The sequence below is a fragment of the Rahnella contaminans genome (assembly GCF_011065485.1).
Classification (GTDB): Bacteria; Pseudomonadota; Gammaproteobacteria; order Enterobacterales; family Enterobacteriaceae; genus Rahnella; species Rahnella contaminans.
The window spans coordinates 912,035-930,377 of record NZ_JAADJS010000002.1; the positions used below are offsets into that span (position 1 = coordinate 912,035).

Genomic DNA, 18,343 nt, shown 5'->3' on the forward strand with positions numbered 1-18,343 from the left:
CAAACGCTAAAAAAAACAGCAACATTTCTGAGAGTAGCAGTTGAAGGCGGCGGGGGAAACCCTGAAGTCGGGAAAGCACGGGCGGACAGGTTGACATGTCCGGTCAGTTTCACGCATAACAGAGAGTAAGTTTCGATTCATTGAGTTGCTGAATAACCTGATGATCCACAACCTTTCTTTAAGGAGTGCCTGAGTGCAACGAGCACGATGTTATCTGCTGGGTGAACGCGCAGTAGTGCTGGAACTGGAACCGCCGGTGTCGCTGGCAAGCCAGCAACGGATCTGGGGGCTGACCCAGCGTTTGCAGGATCGTGCTGCCTATCCCGGCGTACGTGAAGTCATTCCTGGCATGAATAATTTGACCGTTCTTCTGACCGATGCCCAGAGTTCTGCGCTGGACGCGATTGAGCGCCTGCAAACCTGGTGGGAAGAGAGCGAGGCCATCGTGCCTGAATCGCGTTTAATTGAGATCCCTGTGATTTACGGCGGCGGGCACGGGCCGGATCTCGGGAATGTCGCGCGCCACACCGGTATGTCTGAGAGCGACGTTGTGGCACTGCATTCCGGCATTGATTACACCGTCTATTTTCTGGGTTTCCAGCCCGGTTTCCCGTATCTGGGCGGCATGTCCGAGAAACTCGCCACGCCACGCCACGGCGAACCGCGTCTTTCTGTTCCCGCAGGCTCGGTCGGGATCGGCGGCAGCCAGACCGGCATTTATCCGCTCGCTACGCCGGGTGGCTGGCAGCTGATCGGGCAAACGCCGCTGGTGATGTTTGATCCGCTGCGTGAAATTCCGACATTGCTCCTGCCGGGTGACAGCGTACGGTTCGTGCCACAAAAGGAGGGCGTATGTTGAAGGTTTTACGCGCAGGGATGTTTACCACCGTTCAGGATTTGGGGCGCAATGGTTATCGCAGGCAGGGCGTCAGCCAGTCCGGTGCGCTGGATACACCGGCGTTGCGGATTGCCAATCTGCTGGTCGGCAATGACGAAAATGCCGCCGGTCTGGAAATCACGCTGGGCCAGTTCAGCGCGGAGTTTCACCGCGAAGGGTGGATTGCGCTGACCGGCGCAGGTTGCCATGCTCAGCTCGACGGCAAAGAAATCTGGACCGGCTGGAACTATCCGGTGAAGCCGGGTCAGATTCTGACCATGAAAATGCCCGCGCGCGGGATGCGCAGCTATCTGGCGATTTCCGGTGGTATTGATGTGCCGGAAATCATGGGGTCACGCAGTACGGATCTGAAAGCCAGATTTGGCGGTTTTGAGGGGCGTCAGTTGCAGGACGGCGATCAACTGCCCACCGGCGACTCATACCGGCAGCCGAAGCATTCCGGCGGCATTAAACAACTGCTGTTTGGCAACCGCATTCGTGCCTTGCCGGGGCCGGAATATCAGGAGTTCAGCGCTAAGTCGCGCGAAGAGTTCTGGCGCGCCGCCTGGCAGCTCAGCCCGCAAAGTAACCGCATGGGATATCGTCTTCACGGGCATGTGCTGAAACGCGAAACCGACCGCGAGCTGCTTTCCCACGGGCTGCTTCCCGGCGTGGTGCAGGTTCCGCACGGTGGTCAGCCGATTGTGCTGATGGCCGATGCGCAGACCACCGGGGGTTATCCGCGCATTGCCTGTGTAATCGAGGCCGATTTGTACAATCTGGCGCAAATCCGCCTTGGCGAGCCAATTCACTTTGTAAAATGCACGCCGGAAGAAGCGCAGAAAGCGCTGCGTGAACAGACATTATTTATTGAACAGGTGAAACGGGGGCTGCATGGTTGTTGATCTGAATGCCGATCTGGGTGAAGGCTGCGCCAACGACGAGGCGCTTTTACAGCTCGTCAGTTCGGCGAATATCGCCTGCGGTTTTCATGCCGGAGACGCGCAAACCATGCAGCAGTCCGTGCGCTGGGCGCTGAAATACGGCGTGGCGATTGGCGCGCATCCGAGCTTTCCGGATCGCGAGAACTTTGGCCGGACGGCCATGCAACTTCCGCCGGAAACTGTGTATGCGCAGGTGGTGTATCAGCTCGGCGCACTCGCTGCGATCACCCGCGCCGAAGGCGGCAAAATGGTGCATGTAAAACCGCACGGCATGTTGTACAACCAGGCGGCAAGCGACGCGCTGCTGGCGGATGCCATTGCCCGCGCAGTGTATGACGTTGACCCGACCCTTCGTTTAGTCGGGCTGGCGGGAAGCGAACTTATCCGGGCCGGTGAACGTCTCGGGCTGAAAACGCGGCAGGAAGTGTTTGCCGACCGGCGTTATCAGAGTAACGGCACGCTGGTGCCGCGCAGCCAGCCGGATGCGATGATTGAGAGCGATGAACTGGCGCTGGATCAGACGCTGGCGATGGTGCGGGAACAGAAAGTACTCAGCCGCGAAGGCGTCTGGGTGCCGGTGCAGGCCGACACCGTTTGTCTTCACGGTGATGGTGAGCATGCACTGACCTTTGCGCGCCATCTGCGCGAAGCGTTTGGTGAGCGGGATATTCAGGTCAGCGCAGGCTGACTTCAGCAAAATCAGGGGAATACCTATGCGTAAAGTCTTAGTCACCGGTATTGAGCCGTTTGATGGTGAAAAAATTAATCCGTCCTGGGAAGTGGTGAAGCAGTTGGGCGATCTGGAGTTGTCCGGGGCGAAGATTGTGGTTCGCCAGTTGCCGTGCGTGTTTGGCAAAGCTATCGACGCGCTGAATGTCGCTATTGATGAAGTGCAGCCGGAAATGGTGATTTGCGTCGGGCAGGCGGGCGGTCGCAGTGATTTCAGCATCGAACGCGTGGCGATAAACATCAACGATGCGCGTATCCCTGATAACGATAACAATCAGCCGGTGGATGAGACGATTGTCGCCGACGGCCCAGCCGCGTATTTCTCCACCTTGCCGATCAAAACCATTGTGAACGGGTTACGCGAATCCGGTATTCCGGCTTCTGTCTCGCAAACGGCGGGCACCTATGTGTGTAATCACATTATGTATGGCCTGCTGCATCGTCTTGCCCAGCCGTCGTGCAAAGTGGTGAAGGGCGGTTTTATCCATATTCCTTATCTGCCGGAGCAGGCGGCGAAGCATCCGGGCGCGCCGAGTATGTCAGTTCACACTGTGCTGAATGCGCTTGAGCTGACAATTGCTATCGCGCTGCATACTGAGCAGGATTTGAAAATTGCCGAGGGTGCGACTCACTGATGCCTGAAGGTCCTGAAATCCGCCGCGCTGCCGATTTGCTGGCAGCTGCGGTGGTGAACAAGCCGCTCACGGATGTCTGGTTTGCTTTCCCTAATCTGAAGCCTTACCAGTCCGCATTACGTGGTACCAAAATTACGGCGATTGAAACCCGCGGAAAAGCGTTGCTGACGCACTTTTCCAATGGCCTGACGCTCTACAGCCACAACCAGCTTTATGGCGTCTGGCGGGTTATTCAGGCCGGTGAAACCCCGAAGGAAACCAAGCGTTCGCTGCGGGTAAAACTCGAAACCACGGATGCGGCGATCTTGCTGTACAGCGCGTCTGAGATCGGGCTTTACGATACGGCGGAAATTGAAAATCATCCGTTCCTGCAACGTATCGGGCCGGACGTGCTGGATGAAACCCTGACCGTCGCTCAGGTTCGTGAGCGGTTACTTTCGCCGAAATTCCGCAACCGTCAGCTCGGCGGGATGTTGCTTGATCAGGCATTTCTGGCCGGATTAGGAAATTATCTGCGGGCGGAAATTCTGTGGCTGGCAAAATTGCTGCCCGACCATAAACCGAATGAACTGAATGACGCAGAGCTGGATGCACTGGCCGATGCCTGTTTGTCCGTCGCGCGTTTGTCCTACGCCACGCGCGGTACAATGGATGAAAATGTGCATCACGGTGCGCTGTTTCGTTTTAAAGTTTTCGGGCGGACGGGGAAACCCTGCGAGCGTTGCGGCGATCCGATAGCGAAATCCAGCGTGTCATCACGGCCATTTTTCTGGTGCCCGGTTTGTCAGGTGTGATGAAAACGTTGAAATGAAAAAGGCTCCCGCGGGAGCCTTTAAAGTCTGAGTAATCAGAACTTATTTTTTCAGCTGAGAATGGAAATCGCGTTTGTCGTAGCCGGTGTAAAGCTGACGAGGACGGGCGATTTTGATGCCGTCCTGGTGCATTTCGCTCCAGTGAGCAATCCAGCCAACGGTACGCGCCATCGCGAAGATCACGGTAAACATGGACGACGGAATGCCCATGGCTTTCAGGATGATGCCTGAATAGAAATCGACGTTCGGATACAGTTTTTTCTCGATGAAGTACGGGTCGTTCAGCGCGATATGTTCCAGCTCCATCGCTACTTCCAGCAGGTTGTCTTTCAGATCCAGCTCTTTCAGCACTTCATGACAGGTTTCACGCATCACTGTGGCGCGCGGGTCGTAGTTTTTGTAAACACGGTGACCGAAGCCCATCAGGCGGAAAGAATCATTTTTGTCTTTCGCACGTTTTACGAATTCCGGGATGTGATCCACGCTGCTGATTTCTTCCAGCATTTTCAACGCGGCTTCGTTAGCGCCGCCGTGCGCAGGTCCCCACAGGGAAGCGATACCGGCTGCGATACAGGCGAACGGGTTAGCGCCAGAAGAACCGGCGGTACGCACGGTAGATGTCGACGCGTTCTGCTCGTGGTCAGCGTGCAGGATCAAAATACGATCCATCGCGCGTTCCAGAATCGGGTTCACTTTATATTCTTCACACGGCGTGGAGAACATCATGTGCAGGAAGTTACCGGCATAAGACAGGTCGTTGCGCGGATACACAAACGGCTGGCCGATAGAATATTTGTAACACATCGCGGCAACGGTCGGCATTTTGGACAGCAGACGGTAAGCGGCGATTTCGCGGTGACGTTCGTTTTCGACATCAATGGAGTCGTGATAAAACGCCGCCAGTGCGCCGGTCACGCCGCACAGTACGGCCATCGGGTGAGAGTCACGACGGAAACCGTGGAACAGGCGGGTGATCTGCTCGTGAACCATAGTGTGACGGGTCACATTGGTTTTGAATTCTTCGAACTGCTCCGGGGTTGGCGCTTCACCGTTCAGCAACAGGTAGCTGACTTCCAGGAAGGTTGACTCTTGCGCAAGCTGGTCAATCGGGAAGCCGCGGTGTAACAGAATACCTTCGTCACCGTCGATATAGGTGATTTTGGATTCGCAGGATGCAGTAGAGGTGAAACCGGGGTCATAGGTAAAAAGACCTTTTGAACCGAGGGTACGGATATCAATTTCATCCTGACCCAGCGAGCCGGTGAGCACGCTCAGTTCAATCGGGTCGTGACCTTGTAGGGTAAGTGTCGCTTTCTTATCAGCCATTTACAGTCTCCTTAGCGCCTTATTTTTAAAAATCAGTAACAACAGAAATGCCTGGAAGCGACGCCTTGAAAGGTCATTATTATTGTCAGCCTTAACTCTGCGATCGGATGGGGAGGGAACGTAGAGCTGAGTCGAATTGCAGTCTCAGACTGCTCTGTGACCAACAAGCGGCGTTTCATCGTTGTTAACGATTCGGTAAATCATTACTGTTCTGTCGCTCAGTACCTGTGAAGAGTATGAGGATTTACACAATCCCCACTTTTGCATAACTTGGGGCTACAGGGAAGACCCTGCATCACGATTGTGTGATCCACTGATTCTTCAGAGACTTTCACCTTTTTGGTGCGGTTGGTGTCAGCCGGTATGTGCTCAGTATCACAGTCCTATAGGGATAGCTCATATGTAATGGAAATGTTGATCAAATGTCAAACTAGATAATTTATTTTGTGCCTTTTATGGAAAATGAGAGCTAACTCACTGTTTAAAAGAAATGTGAATAAAGCATTTGTAGGGCAATTGTAATAAGAATGTGATCAACCTATACTCCTACAAGGTCTCCGGGCAATCCGAAGTAGGAGCACCCAGCATCATTTTCCTGGCCTTTACGTTACGGCTTTGAAAATTGACTATCGCGCCGTTTAAGCACATCGGATGTCGTTGTTTGAGCGCGGGAGAAGTTGAGCTTTTAGCTCTGATATATCCAGGTCATTTGCGTTGCGGGAAGGCGGCAAGCGAACGAGTCCCTATGAGCTGACTCCAGTCAGTGATTAGGGTGAGTAAACGCAGCCAACGCACCAGCGGCGCAAAGAACGAAGGATAGATGCTGTCTGACATACTGCTCCGGGCCGGAGGAAGTAAAATAATAAGAGCTGTGTGGGCAAAACCGTGAAAAAACAAAGACCTGTCAATCTGGATCTGCAAACGATCCGGTTTCCCGTTACTGCGATAGCGTCCATCTTACACCGAGTCTCTGGCGTAATAACCTTCGTCGCCGTCGGTATCCTCCTCTGGCTGTTAGGTTTGTCTCTCTCTTCTCCTGAAGGGTTTGCACAGGCTGCGGCCATCATGAATAGCTTCTTCGTCAAATTCATCTTTTGGGGAATACTCACTGCGCTGGCCTATCACGTTTGCGGTGGCGTCCGCCACTTGCTGATGGATTTTGGCTATATCGAAGAGAGTTTGGCTGCCGGTACCCGTTCTGCCCAGGTGGCAATCGGTCTGACCGTCGTGCTGTCAATTCTGGCTGGAGTCCTCGTATGGTAAGCAACGTTTCTGCATTGGGACGCAATGGTGTGCACGACTGGCTGTTACTGCGTGCTTCCGCGATCATCCTCACCTTGTACATCCTTTATATTCTGGGCTTTGTGGTTCTGGCTCAGGAACTGACTTTTGATGTCTGGCATGGCTTCTTCTCTTCCTCCATCACGAAAGTATTCACACTGCTGGCATTGCTGTCGATTTTGATTCATGCGTGGATCGGCATGTGGCAGGTGTTAACGGACTATGTCAAACCGCTGGCTGTCCGACTGGTGCTGCAACTGGCCATCGTCGTCACGTTAGTGGTTTACCTACTTTACGGAACAATTGTTGTTTGGGGAGCGTAGTAAATGAATCTGCCAGTCAGAGAGTTTGATGCTGTCGTTATCGGTGCAGGTGGCGCCGGTATGCGTGCCGCGTTACAGATTTCACAACAGGGCCTGTCCTGCGCCCTGATTTCCAAAGTCTTCCCGACCCGCTCCCATACGGTGTCTGCTCAGGGCGGTATTACCGTTGCGCTGGGTAACACGCATGAGGATGACTGGGAATGGCATATGTACGACACCGTAAAAGGTTCCGACTACATCGGTGATCAGGACGCCATTGAATATATGTGTAAAACCGGGCCGGAAGCGATTCTGGAACTCGAACACATGGGATTGCCTTTCTCCCGTCTTGATGATGGCCGTATTTATCAGCGTCCGTTTGGCGGCCAGTCGAAGAACTTCGGCGGCGAGCAGGCGGCACGTACCGCGGCAGCAGCCGACCGTACCGGTCACGCCTTGCTGCACACGCTGTATCAGCAAAACCTGAAAAACCACACCACGATTTTCTCCGAATGGTATTCACTGGATTTAGTGAAAAACCAGGACGGCGCGATCGTCGGGTGTACCGCAATTTGTATCGAAACCGGTGAAGTTGTTTACTTCAAAGCCAAAGCGACCGTGCTGGCAACCGGCGGTGCAGGCCGTATTTATCAGTCCACCACCAATGCGCACATTAATACCGGCGACGGCGTGGGCATGGCATTGCGTGCAGGTGTGCCGGTGCAGGATATGGAAATGTGGCAGTTCCACCCGACCGGCATTGCCGGTGCCGGCGTTCTGGTAACAGAAGGCTGCCGTGGTGAAGGTGGTTATCTGCTCAATAAAGACGGCGAACGTTTCATGGAACGTTATGCGCCAAATGCCAAAGACCTGGCGGGTCGTGACGTGGTGGCGCGTTCCATCATGATCGAAATCCGTGAAGGCCGTGGCTGCGAAGGTCCGTGGGGCCCGCACGCCAAACTGAAACTCGATCATCTGGGTAAAGACGTTCTGGAATCCCGTCTGCCGGGTATTCTGGAATTGTCGCGTACCTTTGCGCACGTCGATCCGGTTAAAGAGCCGATCCCTGTTATCCCAACTTGCCACTATATGATGGGCGGCATTCCGACCAAAGTGACCGGTCAGGCGCTGCGTGTGAACGCACAGGGTCAGGATGAAGTGATCCCCGGCCTGTTCGCGGTCGGCGAAATTGCCTGCGTTTCCGTTCACGGTGCCAACCGTCTCGGCGGTAACTCACTGCTCGATCTGGTGGTCTTTGGCCGTGCAGCCGGTATGCACTTGCAGGAATCCATTCAGGAGCAGGGCGCAAGCCGCGATGCGTCTCAGGACGATATCGATGTGTCTCTGGAGCGTCTGAACCGCTGGAACAACACCCGTTCGGGTGAAGATCCGGTGGCTATCCGTAAAGACCTGCAATCGTGCATGCAGAATAACTTCTCGGTCTTCCGCGAAGGGGATGCGATGGCGAAAGGTCTGGAAGAGCTGAAAGTAATCCGTGAACGCCTGAAAAGCGCGCGTCTGGATGATACCTCCTCAGAATTCAACACCCAGCGCGTGGAGTGTCTGGAGCTGGATAACCTGATGGAAACTGCGTTCTCAACGGCTGTCTCCGCAAACTACCGTACAGAAAGCCGTGGCGCTCACAGCCGCTTCGACTTCCCTGAACGTGATGATGCGAACTGGCTGTGCCATACGCTGTATCAGCCGGAAACAGAAAGCATGACCCGCCGTGAGGTGAACATGCAGCCTAAGCTTCGCGCGGCGTTCCCGCCGAAAGCGCGTACTTACTAGGGCGGAGCGGAAACAGATTATGAAAATTGAATTTTCGATTTATCGCTACAACCCGGACGTCGATGATGTTCCGTACATGAAGGATTACGTGCTGGAAGCCAAAGAAGGGCGCGATATGATGTTGCTCGACGCGCTGATTTTGCTGAAAGAACAGGATCCGACGCTGGCTTTCCGCCGCTCATGCCGTGAAGGTGTTTGCGGGTCTGACGGCGTGAACATGAACGGTAAAAACGGTCTGGCGTGTATCACGCCGGTTTCGACGCTGCGTAATGGCAACAAGAAAATTGTTATCCGTCCGTTGCCTGGGTTGCCTGTTGTGCGTGACCTTGTTGTGGACATGGGACAATTCTATAAGCAGTATGAGAAGATTAAGCCTTACCTGTTGAATGATGGGAAAAATCCTCCGGCGCGTGAGCATTTGCAGATGCCGGATGACCGTGAAAAGCTCGACGGATTATACGAATGTATTCTCTGCGCCTGCTGCTCAACCTCCTGTCCTTCGTTCTGGTGGAATCCGGACAAATTTGTCGGTCCGGCTGGCCTTCTGGCCGCTTACCGTTTCCTCATCGACAGCCGCGATACCGAAACGCAACCGCGCCTCGACGATCTGAACGATGCTTTCAGCGTATTCCGCTGCCACAGCATCATGAACTGTGTGAGTGTGTGCCCTAAAGGTTTGAACCCGACGAAAGCGATCGGCCATATCAAATCGATGCTGCTACAGCGGGGCGCCTGAGTTCATAAGGTGATGCCATCAGCGGGAACTCAGGTTCCCGCTGTTATTTACCCGCTTTTGGTTTCGCTTTCTTTAGTTACAAATGCCGTAACTGAGGCTTTGATAGCAAATAAGTAATTTTTTAATAACAAAGTAGCAACAAGTGCAACAAAGTTGCGCCTGACAGGAGTAAGATAGCCGGGTAAAAATCAGGGGGATGGAAAAAAGGGATAAAGAAGCAGGGCAACTTCAAAAATCAGTCACGCATCTGGCGGATTTCTGAAGGTTCCTTGAAGAGCCAAACGCTCAACCAACGAACTGTTTTAGTATGGAAAACCGTTTTACCGCGGTGTATCACGGTCAATATTATTAACCACGGCGAAAACTAAAGCTTCAAAGCTTAAGGGATCACGATGCAGAACGGCGCAATGAAGGCCTGGCTGGATTCCTCCTATCTGGCGGGTGCGAACCAGTCTTACATAGAACAACTCTATGAAGACTACTTAACCGATCCTGGTTCCGTTGACGATAGCTGGCGTTCGATTTTTAAACAGCTACCAACAGTGGGTGTGAAACCAGAGCAACTCCATTCTCAAACTCGCGACTACTTCCGCCGCCTGGCGAAAGATGCGTCACGTTACAATTCCTCCATCAGCGATCCTGAAACGGATGCCAAGCAAGTTAAGGTGTTGCAGTTAATCAATGCCTTCCGCTTCCGTGGTCATCAGAACGCGAACCTTGATCCCCTCGGCCTGTGGAAACTGGACGATGTACCGGATCTGGATCCTGCGTTCCATCATCTGACTGAAGCTGATTTCCAGGAAACCTTCAACGTCGGTTCTTTTGCCATTGGCAAGGAAACCATGCAGCTCGGCGAGCTGTATAAAGCCCTGAAGCAAACCTATTGCGGTTCCATTGGTGTGGAATACATGCACATCACCAACACCGAAGAGAAACGCTGGATCCAACAGCGCGTCGAATCCGTGGCCGGTCGTGCGAAATTCACCAATGACGAGAAGAAAACGTTCCTGAAAGAACTGACCGCAGCAGAAGGTCTGGAGCGTTATCTGGGCGCGAAATTCCCCGGTGCAAAACGCTTCTCTCTTGAAGGTGGCGATGCGCTGGTTCCGATGCTCAAAGACATGATCCGTCATGCAGGCAAAAACGGAACGCGTGAAGTGGTGCTGGGTATGGCGCACCGTGGCCGTCTGAACGTGCTGATCAACGTACTGGGGAAAAAACCTCAGGACTTGTTTGACGAATTCTCCGGCAAACATAAAGAACATCTGGGCACCGGTGACGTGAAATACCACATGGGCTATTCGTCCGATGTGGAAACCGAAGGCGGAATGGTTCACCTGGCGCTGGCGTTTAACCCGTCGCACCTGGAAATCGTGAGCCCGGTGGTGATCGGTTCTGTTCGTGCCCGTCGTGATCGTCTGGACGAAGCGCGCAGCAATATGGTTCTGCCAATCACCATTCACGGTGATGCGGCGATTACCGGTCAGGGTGTGGTTCAGGAAACCCTGAACATGTCGCTGGCACGCGGTTATGAAGTGGGCGGTACCGTGCGTATCGTCATCAATAACCAGGTGGGCTTTACCACCTCGAATCCGAAAGATGCGCGTTCCACCGATTACTGTACTGATATCGCGAAAATGGTGCAGGCGCCGATTTTCCACGTCAATGCCGATGACCCTGAAGCGGTGGCTTTCGTGACCCGCCTGGCATTGGATTTCCGTAACACCTTTAAACGTGACGTCATGATCGATCTGGTTTGCTACCGTCGCCACGGCCATAACGAGGCCGACGAACCGAGCGCAACCCAGCCACTGATGTATAACAAGATCAAGAAGCACCCGACGCCGCGTAAAATTTATGCTGACATTCTGACCGAGCAAAACGTGGCCAGTCTCGAAGATGCCACGGAAATGGTCAATTTGTATCGTGATGCGCTGGATGCGGGAGAGTGTGTGGTGGAAGAGTGGCGTCAGAATGACATGCACACATTCACCTGGTCACCGTATCTGAACCACGAGTGGGATGAAGCTTACCCGAACAAGGTTGAGCTGAAACGCCTGCAGGAACTGGCGCGCCGCGTCAGCCATGTGCCGGATGCTATCGAAATGCAGTCACGCGTTGCCAAGATTTACGGCGACCGTAACGAGATGGCCGAAGGTAATAAGAAATTCGACTGGGGCGGCGCGGAAAATCTGGCGTACGCTACGCTGGTAGACGAAGGTATTCCAATCCGTCTGTCGGGTGAAGATACCGGTCGCGGCACCTTCTTCCACCGTCATGCTGTGATCCACAATCAGAAAAATGGTTCCGTATACGTGCCGCTGGCTAATATCCATAACAGCCAGGGCGAGTTCAACGTATGGGATTCCGTTCTTTCCGAAGAAGCGGTGCTGGCGTTTGAATACGGTTATGCCACGGCTGAGCCGCGTACGCTGACCATCTGGGAAGCGCAGTTCGGCGATTTCGCCAACGGTGCGCAGGTGGTTATCGACCAGTTCATCAGCTCCGGCGAACAGAAATGGGGCCGCATGTGTGGTCTGGTGATGTTGCTGCCGCACGGTTACGAAGGGCAGGGGCCGGAGCACTCCTCCGCGCGTCTGGAACGGTATCTGCAACTTTGCGCTGAGCAAAACATGCAGGTTTGTATCCCGTCGACCCCGGCGCAGGTTTACCACATGATCCGTCGTCAGGCGCTGCGTGGTATGCGCCGTCCTCTGATCGTCATGTCGCCGAAGTCTCTGTTGCGTCATCCTCTGGCGGTTTCTACGCTCGATGAACTGGCCAACGGCAGCTTCCTGCCAGCGATTGGTGAAGTAGACGAACTGGATCCAAAACAGGTTAAGCGCGTGGTGATGTGCTCAGGCAAGGTGTACTACGACCTGCTGGAACAGCGTCGCAAAAACGAGCAAACCGACGTGGCGATTGTCCGCATCGAGCAGCTGTACCCGTTCCCGCACAAAGCGATTCAGGAAGTGCTTGAGAAATTCTCACACGTTCATGATTTCGTCTGGTGTCAGGAAGAGCCGCTGAATCAGGGCGCGTGGTATTGCAGCCAGCACAACTTCCGTGAAGTGATTCCTTTCGGGGCTTCTTTACGTTACGCAGGACGTCCGGCCTCTGCTTCTCCGGCAGTGGGTTACATGTCCGTTCACCAGAAGCAACAGCAAGATCTGGTTAACGATGCGCTGAACGTTAAATAACGCGTTGGCGTGAGTTAACACTATGGAACATAAGAAGGATTTATAATGAGTAGCGTAGATATTCTGGTCCCTGACCTTCCTGAATCCGTGGCAGATGCGACGGTTGCAACCTGGCATAAAAAACCGGGCGACAGCGTTGAGCGTGACGATGTACTGGTAGAAATTGAAACCGATAAAGTGGTTCTGGAAGTGCCGGCAAGTGAAGCCGGTATTCTGGACAGCATTATCGAAGATGAAGGCGCAACGGTCATTTCCCGTCAGATTCTGGCGCGCATTCGTCCGGGTAACAGTTCCGGCAAGCCAAGCACTGAGAAAAGCTCCGATAAAGAAGCGACTCCTGCTGCACGCCATACCGCCGCTCTGGAAGAAGAAAGCAACGACGCACTCAGCCCGGCAATCCGCCGTCTGATTGCCGAGCATTCTCTGGATGCCAACGCGATCAAAGGCAGCGGTGTCGGTGGTCGTCTGACCCGTGAAGATGTCGAGCAACACCTGGCGAAAGCCAAAGACGCGAAACCTGCGGCTGCACCAGCCGCGGCTCCTGCCGCGACCAGCGCCGCACCGGCTCTGGGTTCACGCAGCGAAAAACGCGTCCCGATGACCCGTCTGCGTAAGCGTGTTGCTGAGCGTCTGCTTGAAGCGAAAAACAGCACCGCAATGCTGACAACCTTCAACGAAATCAACATGAAGCCAATCATGGATCTGCGTAAGCAGTACGGTGATGGTTTCGAAAAACGTCACGGTGTACGCCTGGGCTTCATGTCTTTCTATCTGAAAGCCGTGGTTGAAGCGCTGAAACGTTACCCGGAAGTGAACGCCTCTATTGATGGCGAAGATGTGGTTTACCACAACTATTTCGACGTGAGCATCGCCGTTTCTACGCCACGCGGCCTGGTAACGCCGGTTCTGCGCGATGTGGATACGCTGGGTATGGCTGACATCGAAAAGCAAATCAAAGAGCTGGCGATCAAAGGCCGTGACGGCAAACTGAAAGTGGAAGAACTGACCGGCGGTAACTTTACTGTGACCAACGGCGGCGTCTTCGGCTCACTGATGTCGACCCCGATTATCAACCCACCGCAGAGTGCAATTCTGGGCATGCATGCCATTAAAGATCGTCCGATGGCGGTGAACGGTCAGGTTGTGATCTTGCCAATGATGTATCTGGCACTGTCCTACGATCACCGTCTGGTTGATGGCCGGGAATCGGTCGGCTTCCTGGTGACCATTAAAGAAATGCTGGAAGATCCGGCTCGTCTGCTGCTGGACGTTTAGTCCCCGGCGGAACGAAAGAAATAGAGATCGTAAAAATCTGTGGCACAGCCCGCTGTGCCCTGATAAGCCTTCCTACTAAAGAATGGATAGAACATCATGAATTTACACGAGTATCAGGCGAAACAGCTGTTCCTGCGCTACGGCCTGCCAGCACCAACGGGCTTCGCCTGTTCCACGCCGCGTGAAGCGGAAGAGGCTGCATCGAAAATCGGTGCCGGTCCGTGGGTGGTAAAATGTCAGGTTCATGCCGGTGGCCGCGGTAAAGCGGGCGGCGTGAAAGTCGTGAAAAGCAAAGAAGAAATTCGTGCTTTCGCTGAACACTGGCTGGGTAAACGTCTGGTGACTTACCAGACAGATGCACTGGGTCAGCCGGTTAACCAGATCCTGGTTGAATCCGCGACAGACATCGACAAAGAATTGTACCTCGGCGCTGTGGTAGACCGCAGCTCACGACGCGTGGTGTTCATGGCGTCTACTGAAGGCGGCGTGGAAATCGAGAAAGTGGCTGAAGAAACGCCACACCTGATCCACAAAGTTGCACTGGATCCGCTGGCAGGTCCGCAGCCTTATCAGGGCCGTGAACTGGCATTCAAACTGGGTCTGACCGGTAAGCAGGTTCAGCAGTTCACCAAGATCTTCATGGGCCTGGCGAACATCTTCTTAGAACGCGACCTGGCGCTCATCGAAATCAACCCGCTGGTAGTGACCACTGCTGGCGACCTGATCTGCCTCGACGGCAAACTGGGCGCAGACGGCAACGCCTTGTTCCGTCAGCCAGAATTGCGTGAAATGCGCGATTACAGCCAGGAAGATGCCCGCGAATCTCAGGCAGCGCAGTGGGAACTGAACTACGTTGCGCTTGACGGCAATATCGGTTGCATGGTGAACGGTGCCGGTCTGGCAATGGGTACCATGGACATCGTGAAACTGCACGGTGGCGAACCGGCTAACTTCCTGGATGTTGGCGGCGGTGCGACCAAAGAACGCGTAACAGAAGCCTTCAAAATCATCCTGTCCGATGAAAAAGTGAAAGCCGTCTTCGTGAACATCTTCGGCGGTATCGTTCGTTGCGACCTGATCGCCGACGGTATCATCGGTGCGGTGGAAGAAGTGGGCGTCAGCGTGCCGGTTGTGGTGCGTCTTGAAGGTAACAATGCCGAGCTGGGTGCCAAAAAACTGGCAGACAGCGGTTTGAACATCATTGCAGCGACCAGCCTGACGAATGCGGCTCAACAAGTTGTCGCGGCAGTGGAGGGGAAATAATGTCGATTTTAATCAACAAGAACACCAAAGTTATCTGCCAGGGTTTCACCGGTAGCCAGGGGACTTTCCACTCTGAACAAGCCATCGCTTACGGCACAAAAATGGTTGGCGGCGTGACGCCGGGCAAAGGCGGCACCGAACATCTGGGTCTGCCAGTGTTCAACACCGTTCGCGAAGCGGTTGAGACTACCGGCGCGACGGCTTCTGTTATTTATGTTCCCGCGCCATTCTGCAAAGATTCCATTCTGGAAGCGCTGGATGCAGGCATCAAACTGATCATCTGTATCACAGAAGGCATCCCGACGCTGGATATGCTGGTGGTTAAAGTGAAACTGGATCAAAGCGATGCCGTGATGATCGGGCCAAACTGCCCGGGCGTGATCACCCCTGGCGAATGCAAAATCGGCATCATGCCTGGCCATATTCACCTGCCGGGCAAAGTGGGTATCGTTTCACGCTCTGGTACGCTGACCTATGAAGCCGTTAAACAGACTACAGATTACGGCTACGGTCAGTCTACCTGCGTCGGTATCGGCGGCGACCCGATCCCGGGCTCTAACTTCATCGATATCCTGAAACTGTTCCAGGAAGATCCGCAGACTGAAGTGATCGTCATGATCGGTGAAATCGGCGGGAATGCTGAAGAAGAAGCGGCTGCGTACATCAAAGCACACGTAACCAAACCGGTTGTGGGCTACATCGCGGGTGTGACTGCGCCTAAAGGCAAACGTATGGGCCACGCAGGCGCCATCATTGCCGGTGGTAAAGGCACGGCTGACGAGAAGTTTGCAGCACTGGAAGCTGCTGGCGTGAAGACTGTTCGCAGCCTGGCCGATATCGGCGAAGCCGTGAAATCCGTTCTGCCACAGTAAGTATTGTCCGTCGCGCCGGGCCATGTTCCGGCGTGACCTGAGTCATTTCATATGACTTAACGATTCGACATGTTGGCCACCTTCGGGTGGCCTTTTTTATTTTTAAGCTAAATATTTAACAATCGCCGATATGAGCTATATTTATTAACAGAGCACGATAGGTTCATTGGAAATAAAAAGTTAATAAATGGGTTTTAAAAGGTAGCGATTTAGATATTTAGCACAACCATAAAAACACAACAAATTAACAATAAATACACCATTAAAGATCAGTGAAACCAACGGTTAACATCCTGAAATATTTTTTCAGAAATTGATGTAGATATTATAGAAATAAACAATGAGATAGGCTTAAATTGCGTCAGATCAATTACGGCAACTTGCACTGTTTTGTCGTTAAATTGACCTGTACGCGGAAATCCGCTTTGGGTCACTAAAAAACCTATTTAATGTGTGGGATTACTGGCGTAACATAATGGTCCTGTAACATCAGTTTTTTGTATGTTTACTTTTCCCCGAGATTTTCCCGTTCATCAGCCTCTTAGAGGCTCGCTGGCCGCGTCTTTTCCGGGTATCAGAATGCCTTGAACGGCTTCACTCAGCTGAACTCTGCATTTCTGTTCTACACACATTTAAATACTGGTAGTCATGAGGCGTTCCGGCAACCGGTTCGTCAAAGATCGCAATTTGGGGTCTTCCTCCGAGGAGCAAGGGGTCAAGATGTTTGATATCGTTGAACTGTCGCGTTTACAGTTTGCTTTAACAGCCATGTACCATTTCCTATTTGTCCCATTAACGCTGGGTATGGCGTTTATACTGGCAATTATGGAAACGGTGTATGTGCTTTCCGGCAAACAAATCTATAAAGATATGACCAAATTCTGGGGCAAGCTTTTTGCAATTAACTTTGCAATTGGCGTTGCTACCGGTTTAACCATGGAATTCCAGTTCGGGACTAACTGGTCATATTTCTCACATTACGTCGGTGATATCTTCGGTGCGCCTCTGGCGATTGAAGGTTTGATGGCGTTCTTCCTGGAATCAACACTAGTCGGCCTCTTCTTCTTCGGTTGGGATCGCCTGTCTAAAGTTCAGCACATGGCGGTTACCTGGTTTGTTGCCCTTGGCTCAAACTTGTCTGCTTTGTGGATCCTGGTGGCGAACGGCTGGATGCAAAACCCGATTGCTTCTACCTTCAACTACGAAACCATGCGCATGGAAATGGTCAGCTTCTCCGAACTGGTTCTGAACCCGGTTGCGCAGGTTAAATTCGTACACACCGTTGCATCCGGTTATGTGACAGGTGCGATGTTCGTTCTGGCTATCAGCTCTTACTACCTGCTGAAAGGTCGCGATGTGGGCTTTGCAAAACGCTCTTTTGCGATCGCGGCAAGCTTTGGTCTGGCGGCTGTACTGTCTGTTATCGTGCTGGGTGATGAATCCGGTTACGAAATGGGTGACGTACAGAAAACCAAACTGGCGGCAATCGAAGCAGAGTGGGATACCCAACCTGCACCGGCCAGCTTCACGCTGTTCGGCCTGCCAAATCAGGACAAAATGGAAAATGAATACTCCATTCAGATTCCTTACCTGCTCGGCCTGATTGCAACGCGTTCTGTGGATACGCCGGTGACTGGTCTGAGAGACCTGATGGCGCAACACGAAGTGCGTATCCGTAACGGGATGAAAGCGTACAACCTGCTGGAAGAGTTACGCGCAGGGAATACTGATCCAACCGTTCGCAGTGACTTTGAAAAAACCAAGCAAGACTTGGGCTACGGTATGTTGCTGAAACGCTATACCGACAAAGTGACCGATGCGACAGACGCACAAATCCAGAAAGCGACGAAAGATTCTATTCCGCGCGTTCTGCCTCTGTACTTCGCATTCCGTATCATGGTTGCCTGCGGCATCCTGATGCTGGTTCTGATTGGATTGTCATTCTTCGCAGTGGTCCGGGGCAAAATTGGCGAAAAACGCTGGCTGCATCGTGCCGTGTTGTTTGGCCTGCCACTGCCATGGATTGCGGTTGAGTCTGGCTGGTTCGTTGCGGAATACGGCCGTCAGCCATGGGCAATTGGTGAGGTCTTACCAACGGCCATTGCGCACTCTTCTTTGACCGTCGGTGATGTGCTGTCATCAATGATCCTGATCTGCGGCTTGTACACCCTGTTCCTGGTCGCTGAGATGTTCCTGATGTTCAAATATGTACGCCTGGGGCCAAGCAGCCTGAAAACAGGGCGCTATCATTTTGAAAAACCTTCAGCCCCGCTTGAGCAAGCTCAGTAATTAGGGAGTCC

General features: G+C 53.2%; 15 protein-coding genes. 14 read left to right on the forward strand and 1 reads right to left on the reverse strand.

Translation table 11 applies throughout. The annotated features are described in order from the left end of the window. Nucleotides 1–193 precede the first annotated feature (193 nt). The 5 genes from pxpB to nei are packed head-to-tail and all read left to right on the forward strand — an operon-like array spanning nucleotide 194 to nucleotide 3,979. Entirely contained in the window at nucleotides 194–859 is a 666-nt protein-coding gene (gene pxpB / locus GW579_RS13345) for a 5-oxoprolinase subunit PxpB (RefSeq protein WP_152326484.1), read from the forward strand. Next, nucleotides 853–1,782 (forward strand): 5-oxoprolinase subunit PxpC, encoded by a 930-nt coding sequence (gene pxpC / locus GW579_RS13350; RefSeq protein ID WP_165059463.1) that lies wholly within the window; start codon nucleotides 853–855, stop codon nucleotides 1,780–1,782. Before pxpB ends, pxpC begins: the two co-directional genes overlap by 7 nt. Then, nucleotides 1,772–2,509 carry a 5-oxoprolinase subunit PxpA gene (gene pxpA, locus GW579_RS13355; RefSeq protein WP_165059465.1) on the forward strand — a complete coding sequence of 246 codons (738 nt, stop codon included), beginning with the start codon at nucleotides 1,772–1,774 and terminating at the stop codon, nucleotides 2,507–2,509. Before pxpC ends, pxpA begins: the two co-directional genes overlap by 11 nt. Nucleotides 2,510–2,534: 25 nt before the next feature. Beyond that, nucleotides 2,535–3,185: a pyroglutamyl-peptidase I gene (gene pcp, locus GW579_RS13360; RefSeq protein ID WP_165059467.1), complete on the forward strand. Its 651-nt coding sequence runs from the start codon at nucleotides 2,535–2,537 to the stop codon at nucleotides 3,183–3,185. Next, entirely contained in the window at nucleotides 3,185–3,979 is a 795-nt protein-coding gene (gene nei, locus GW579_RS13365) for an endonuclease VIII (protein WP_165059469.1), read from the forward strand. The genes pcp and nei overlap by 1 nt, the downstream gene beginning before the upstream one ends. Nucleotides 3,980–4,039: 60 nt before the next feature. Here nei and GW579_RS13370 read toward each other — a convergent pair whose 3' ends face one another. Further along, on the reverse strand, nucleotides 4,040–5,323 hold the full coding sequence (locus GW579_RS13370; RefSeq protein ID WP_152326489.1) for a citrate synthase: 1,284 nt from the start codon (nucleotides 5,321–5,323) through the stop codon (nucleotides 4,040–4,042). An 873-nt stretch (nucleotides 5,324–6,196) separates the two neighbouring features. Here GW579_RS13370 and sdhC point away from each other — a divergent pair. From sdhC to cydA, 9 genes are all read left to right on the forward strand, one after another. Then, nucleotides 6,197–6,586, forward strand: coding sequence for a succinate dehydrogenase cytochrome b556 subunit (sdhC, locus tag GW579_RS13375; protein ID WP_104922897.1), 390 nt, complete (start codon nucleotides 6,197–6,199; stop codon nucleotides 6,584–6,586). Continuing rightward, nucleotides 6,580–6,927 (forward strand): succinate dehydrogenase membrane anchor subunit, encoded by a 348-nt coding sequence (sdhD, locus tag GW579_RS13380; protein WP_152326490.1) that lies wholly within the window; start codon nucleotides 6,580–6,582, stop codon nucleotides 6,925–6,927. Before sdhC ends, sdhD begins: the two co-directional genes overlap by 7 nt. Before the next feature lie 3 nt (nucleotides 6,928–6,930). After that, a complete protein-coding gene (gene sdhA, locus GW579_RS13385; protein WP_152326491.1) occupies nucleotides 6,931–8,697 on the forward strand; it encodes a succinate dehydrogenase flavoprotein subunit in 1,767 nt (588 codons plus the stop codon). 19 nt (nucleotides 8,698–8,716) lie between these two features. Then, nucleotides 8,717–9,433: a succinate dehydrogenase iron-sulfur subunit gene (locus tag GW579_RS13390; protein WP_152326492.1), complete on the forward strand. Its 717-nt coding sequence runs from the start codon at nucleotides 8,717–8,719 to the stop codon at nucleotides 9,431–9,433. Between the two features lie 392 nt (nucleotides 9,434–9,825). Beyond that, entirely contained in the window at nucleotides 9,826–12,633 is a 2,808-nt protein-coding gene (gene sucA, locus GW579_RS13395) for a 2-oxoglutarate dehydrogenase E1 component (protein WP_152326493.1), read from the forward strand. Between the two features lie 45 nt (nucleotides 12,634–12,678). Further along, a complete protein-coding gene (gene odhB / locus GW579_RS13400) occupies nucleotides 12,679–13,908 on the forward strand; it encodes a 2-oxoglutarate dehydrogenase complex dihydrolipoyllysine-residue succinyltransferase (RefSeq protein WP_101077380.1) in 1,230 nt (409 codons plus the stop codon). A 96-nt stretch (nucleotides 13,909–14,004) separates the two neighbouring features. Then, on the forward strand, nucleotides 14,005–15,171 hold the full coding sequence (gene sucC, locus GW579_RS13405) for an ADP-forming succinate--CoA ligase subunit beta (RefSeq protein WP_101077379.1): 1,167 nt from the start codon (nucleotides 14,005–14,007) through the stop codon (nucleotides 15,169–15,171). After that, nucleotides 15,171–16,043, forward strand: coding sequence for a succinate--CoA ligase subunit alpha (gene sucD / locus GW579_RS13410; protein WP_101077378.1), 873 nt, complete (start codon nucleotides 15,171–15,173; stop codon nucleotides 16,041–16,043). The genes sucC and sucD overlap by 1 nt, the downstream gene beginning before the upstream one ends. 720 nt (nucleotides 16,044–16,763) lie before the next feature. Continuing rightward, nucleotides 16,764–18,332, forward strand: a complete 1,569-nt coding sequence (gene cydA, locus GW579_RS13415) for a cytochrome ubiquinol oxidase subunit I (protein ID WP_165059470.1) — start codon at nucleotides 16,764–16,766, stop codon at nucleotides 18,330–18,332. The last annotated feature ends 11 nt before the right edge of the window (nucleotides 18,333–18,343 follow it).

What these genes read in the sequence shown, in the direction of transcription:
- pxpC (WP_165059463.1), top strand. Translation starts at nt 853, where the DNA reads ATGTTGAAGGTTTTACGCGCAGGGATGTTTACCACCGTTCAGGATTTG.
- pxpA (WP_165059465.1), top strand. Translation starts at nt 1,772, where the DNA reads ATGGTTGTTGATCTGAATGCCGATCTGGGTGAAGGCTGCGCCAACGAC.
- pcp (WP_165059467.1), top strand. Translation starts at nt 2,535, where the DNA reads ATGCGTAAAGTCTTAGTCACCGGTATTGAGCCGTTTGATGGTGAAAAA.
- nei (WP_165059469.1), top strand. Translation starts at nt 3,185, where the DNA reads ATGCCTGAAGGTCCTGAAATCCGCCGCGCTGCCGATTTGCTGGCAGCT.
- GW579_RS13370 (WP_152326489.1), bottom strand. Translation starts at nt 5,323, where the DNA reads ATGGCTGATAAGAAAGCGACACTTACCCTACAAGGTCACGACCCGATT.
- sdhD (WP_152326490.1), top strand. Translation starts at nt 6,580, where the DNA reads ATGGTAAGCAACGTTTCTGCATTGGGACGCAATGGTGTGCACGACTGG.
- sdhA (WP_152326491.1), top strand. Translation starts at nt 6,931, where the DNA reads ATGAATCTGCCAGTCAGAGAGTTTGATGCTGTCGTTATCGGTGCAGGT.
- GW579_RS13390 (WP_152326492.1), top strand. Translation starts at nt 8,717, where the DNA reads ATGAAAATTGAATTTTCGATTTATCGCTACAACCCGGACGTCGATGAT.
- sucA (WP_152326493.1), top strand. Translation starts at nt 9,826, where the DNA reads ATGCAGAACGGCGCAATGAAGGCCTGGCTGGATTCCTCCTATCTGGCG.
- odhB (WP_101077380.1), top strand. Translation starts at nt 12,679, where the DNA reads ATGAGTAGCGTAGATATTCTGGTCCCTGACCTTCCTGAATCCGTGGCA.
- sucC (WP_101077379.1), top strand. Translation starts at nt 14,005, where the DNA reads ATGAATTTACACGAGTATCAGGCGAAACAGCTGTTCCTGCGCTACGGC.
- sucD (WP_101077378.1), top strand. Translation starts at nt 15,171, where the DNA reads ATGTCGATTTTAATCAACAAGAACACCAAAGTTATCTGCCAGGGTTTC.
- cydA (WP_165059470.1), top strand. Translation starts at nt 16,764, where the DNA reads ATGTTTGATATCGTTGAACTGTCGCGTTTACAGTTTGCTTTAACAGCC.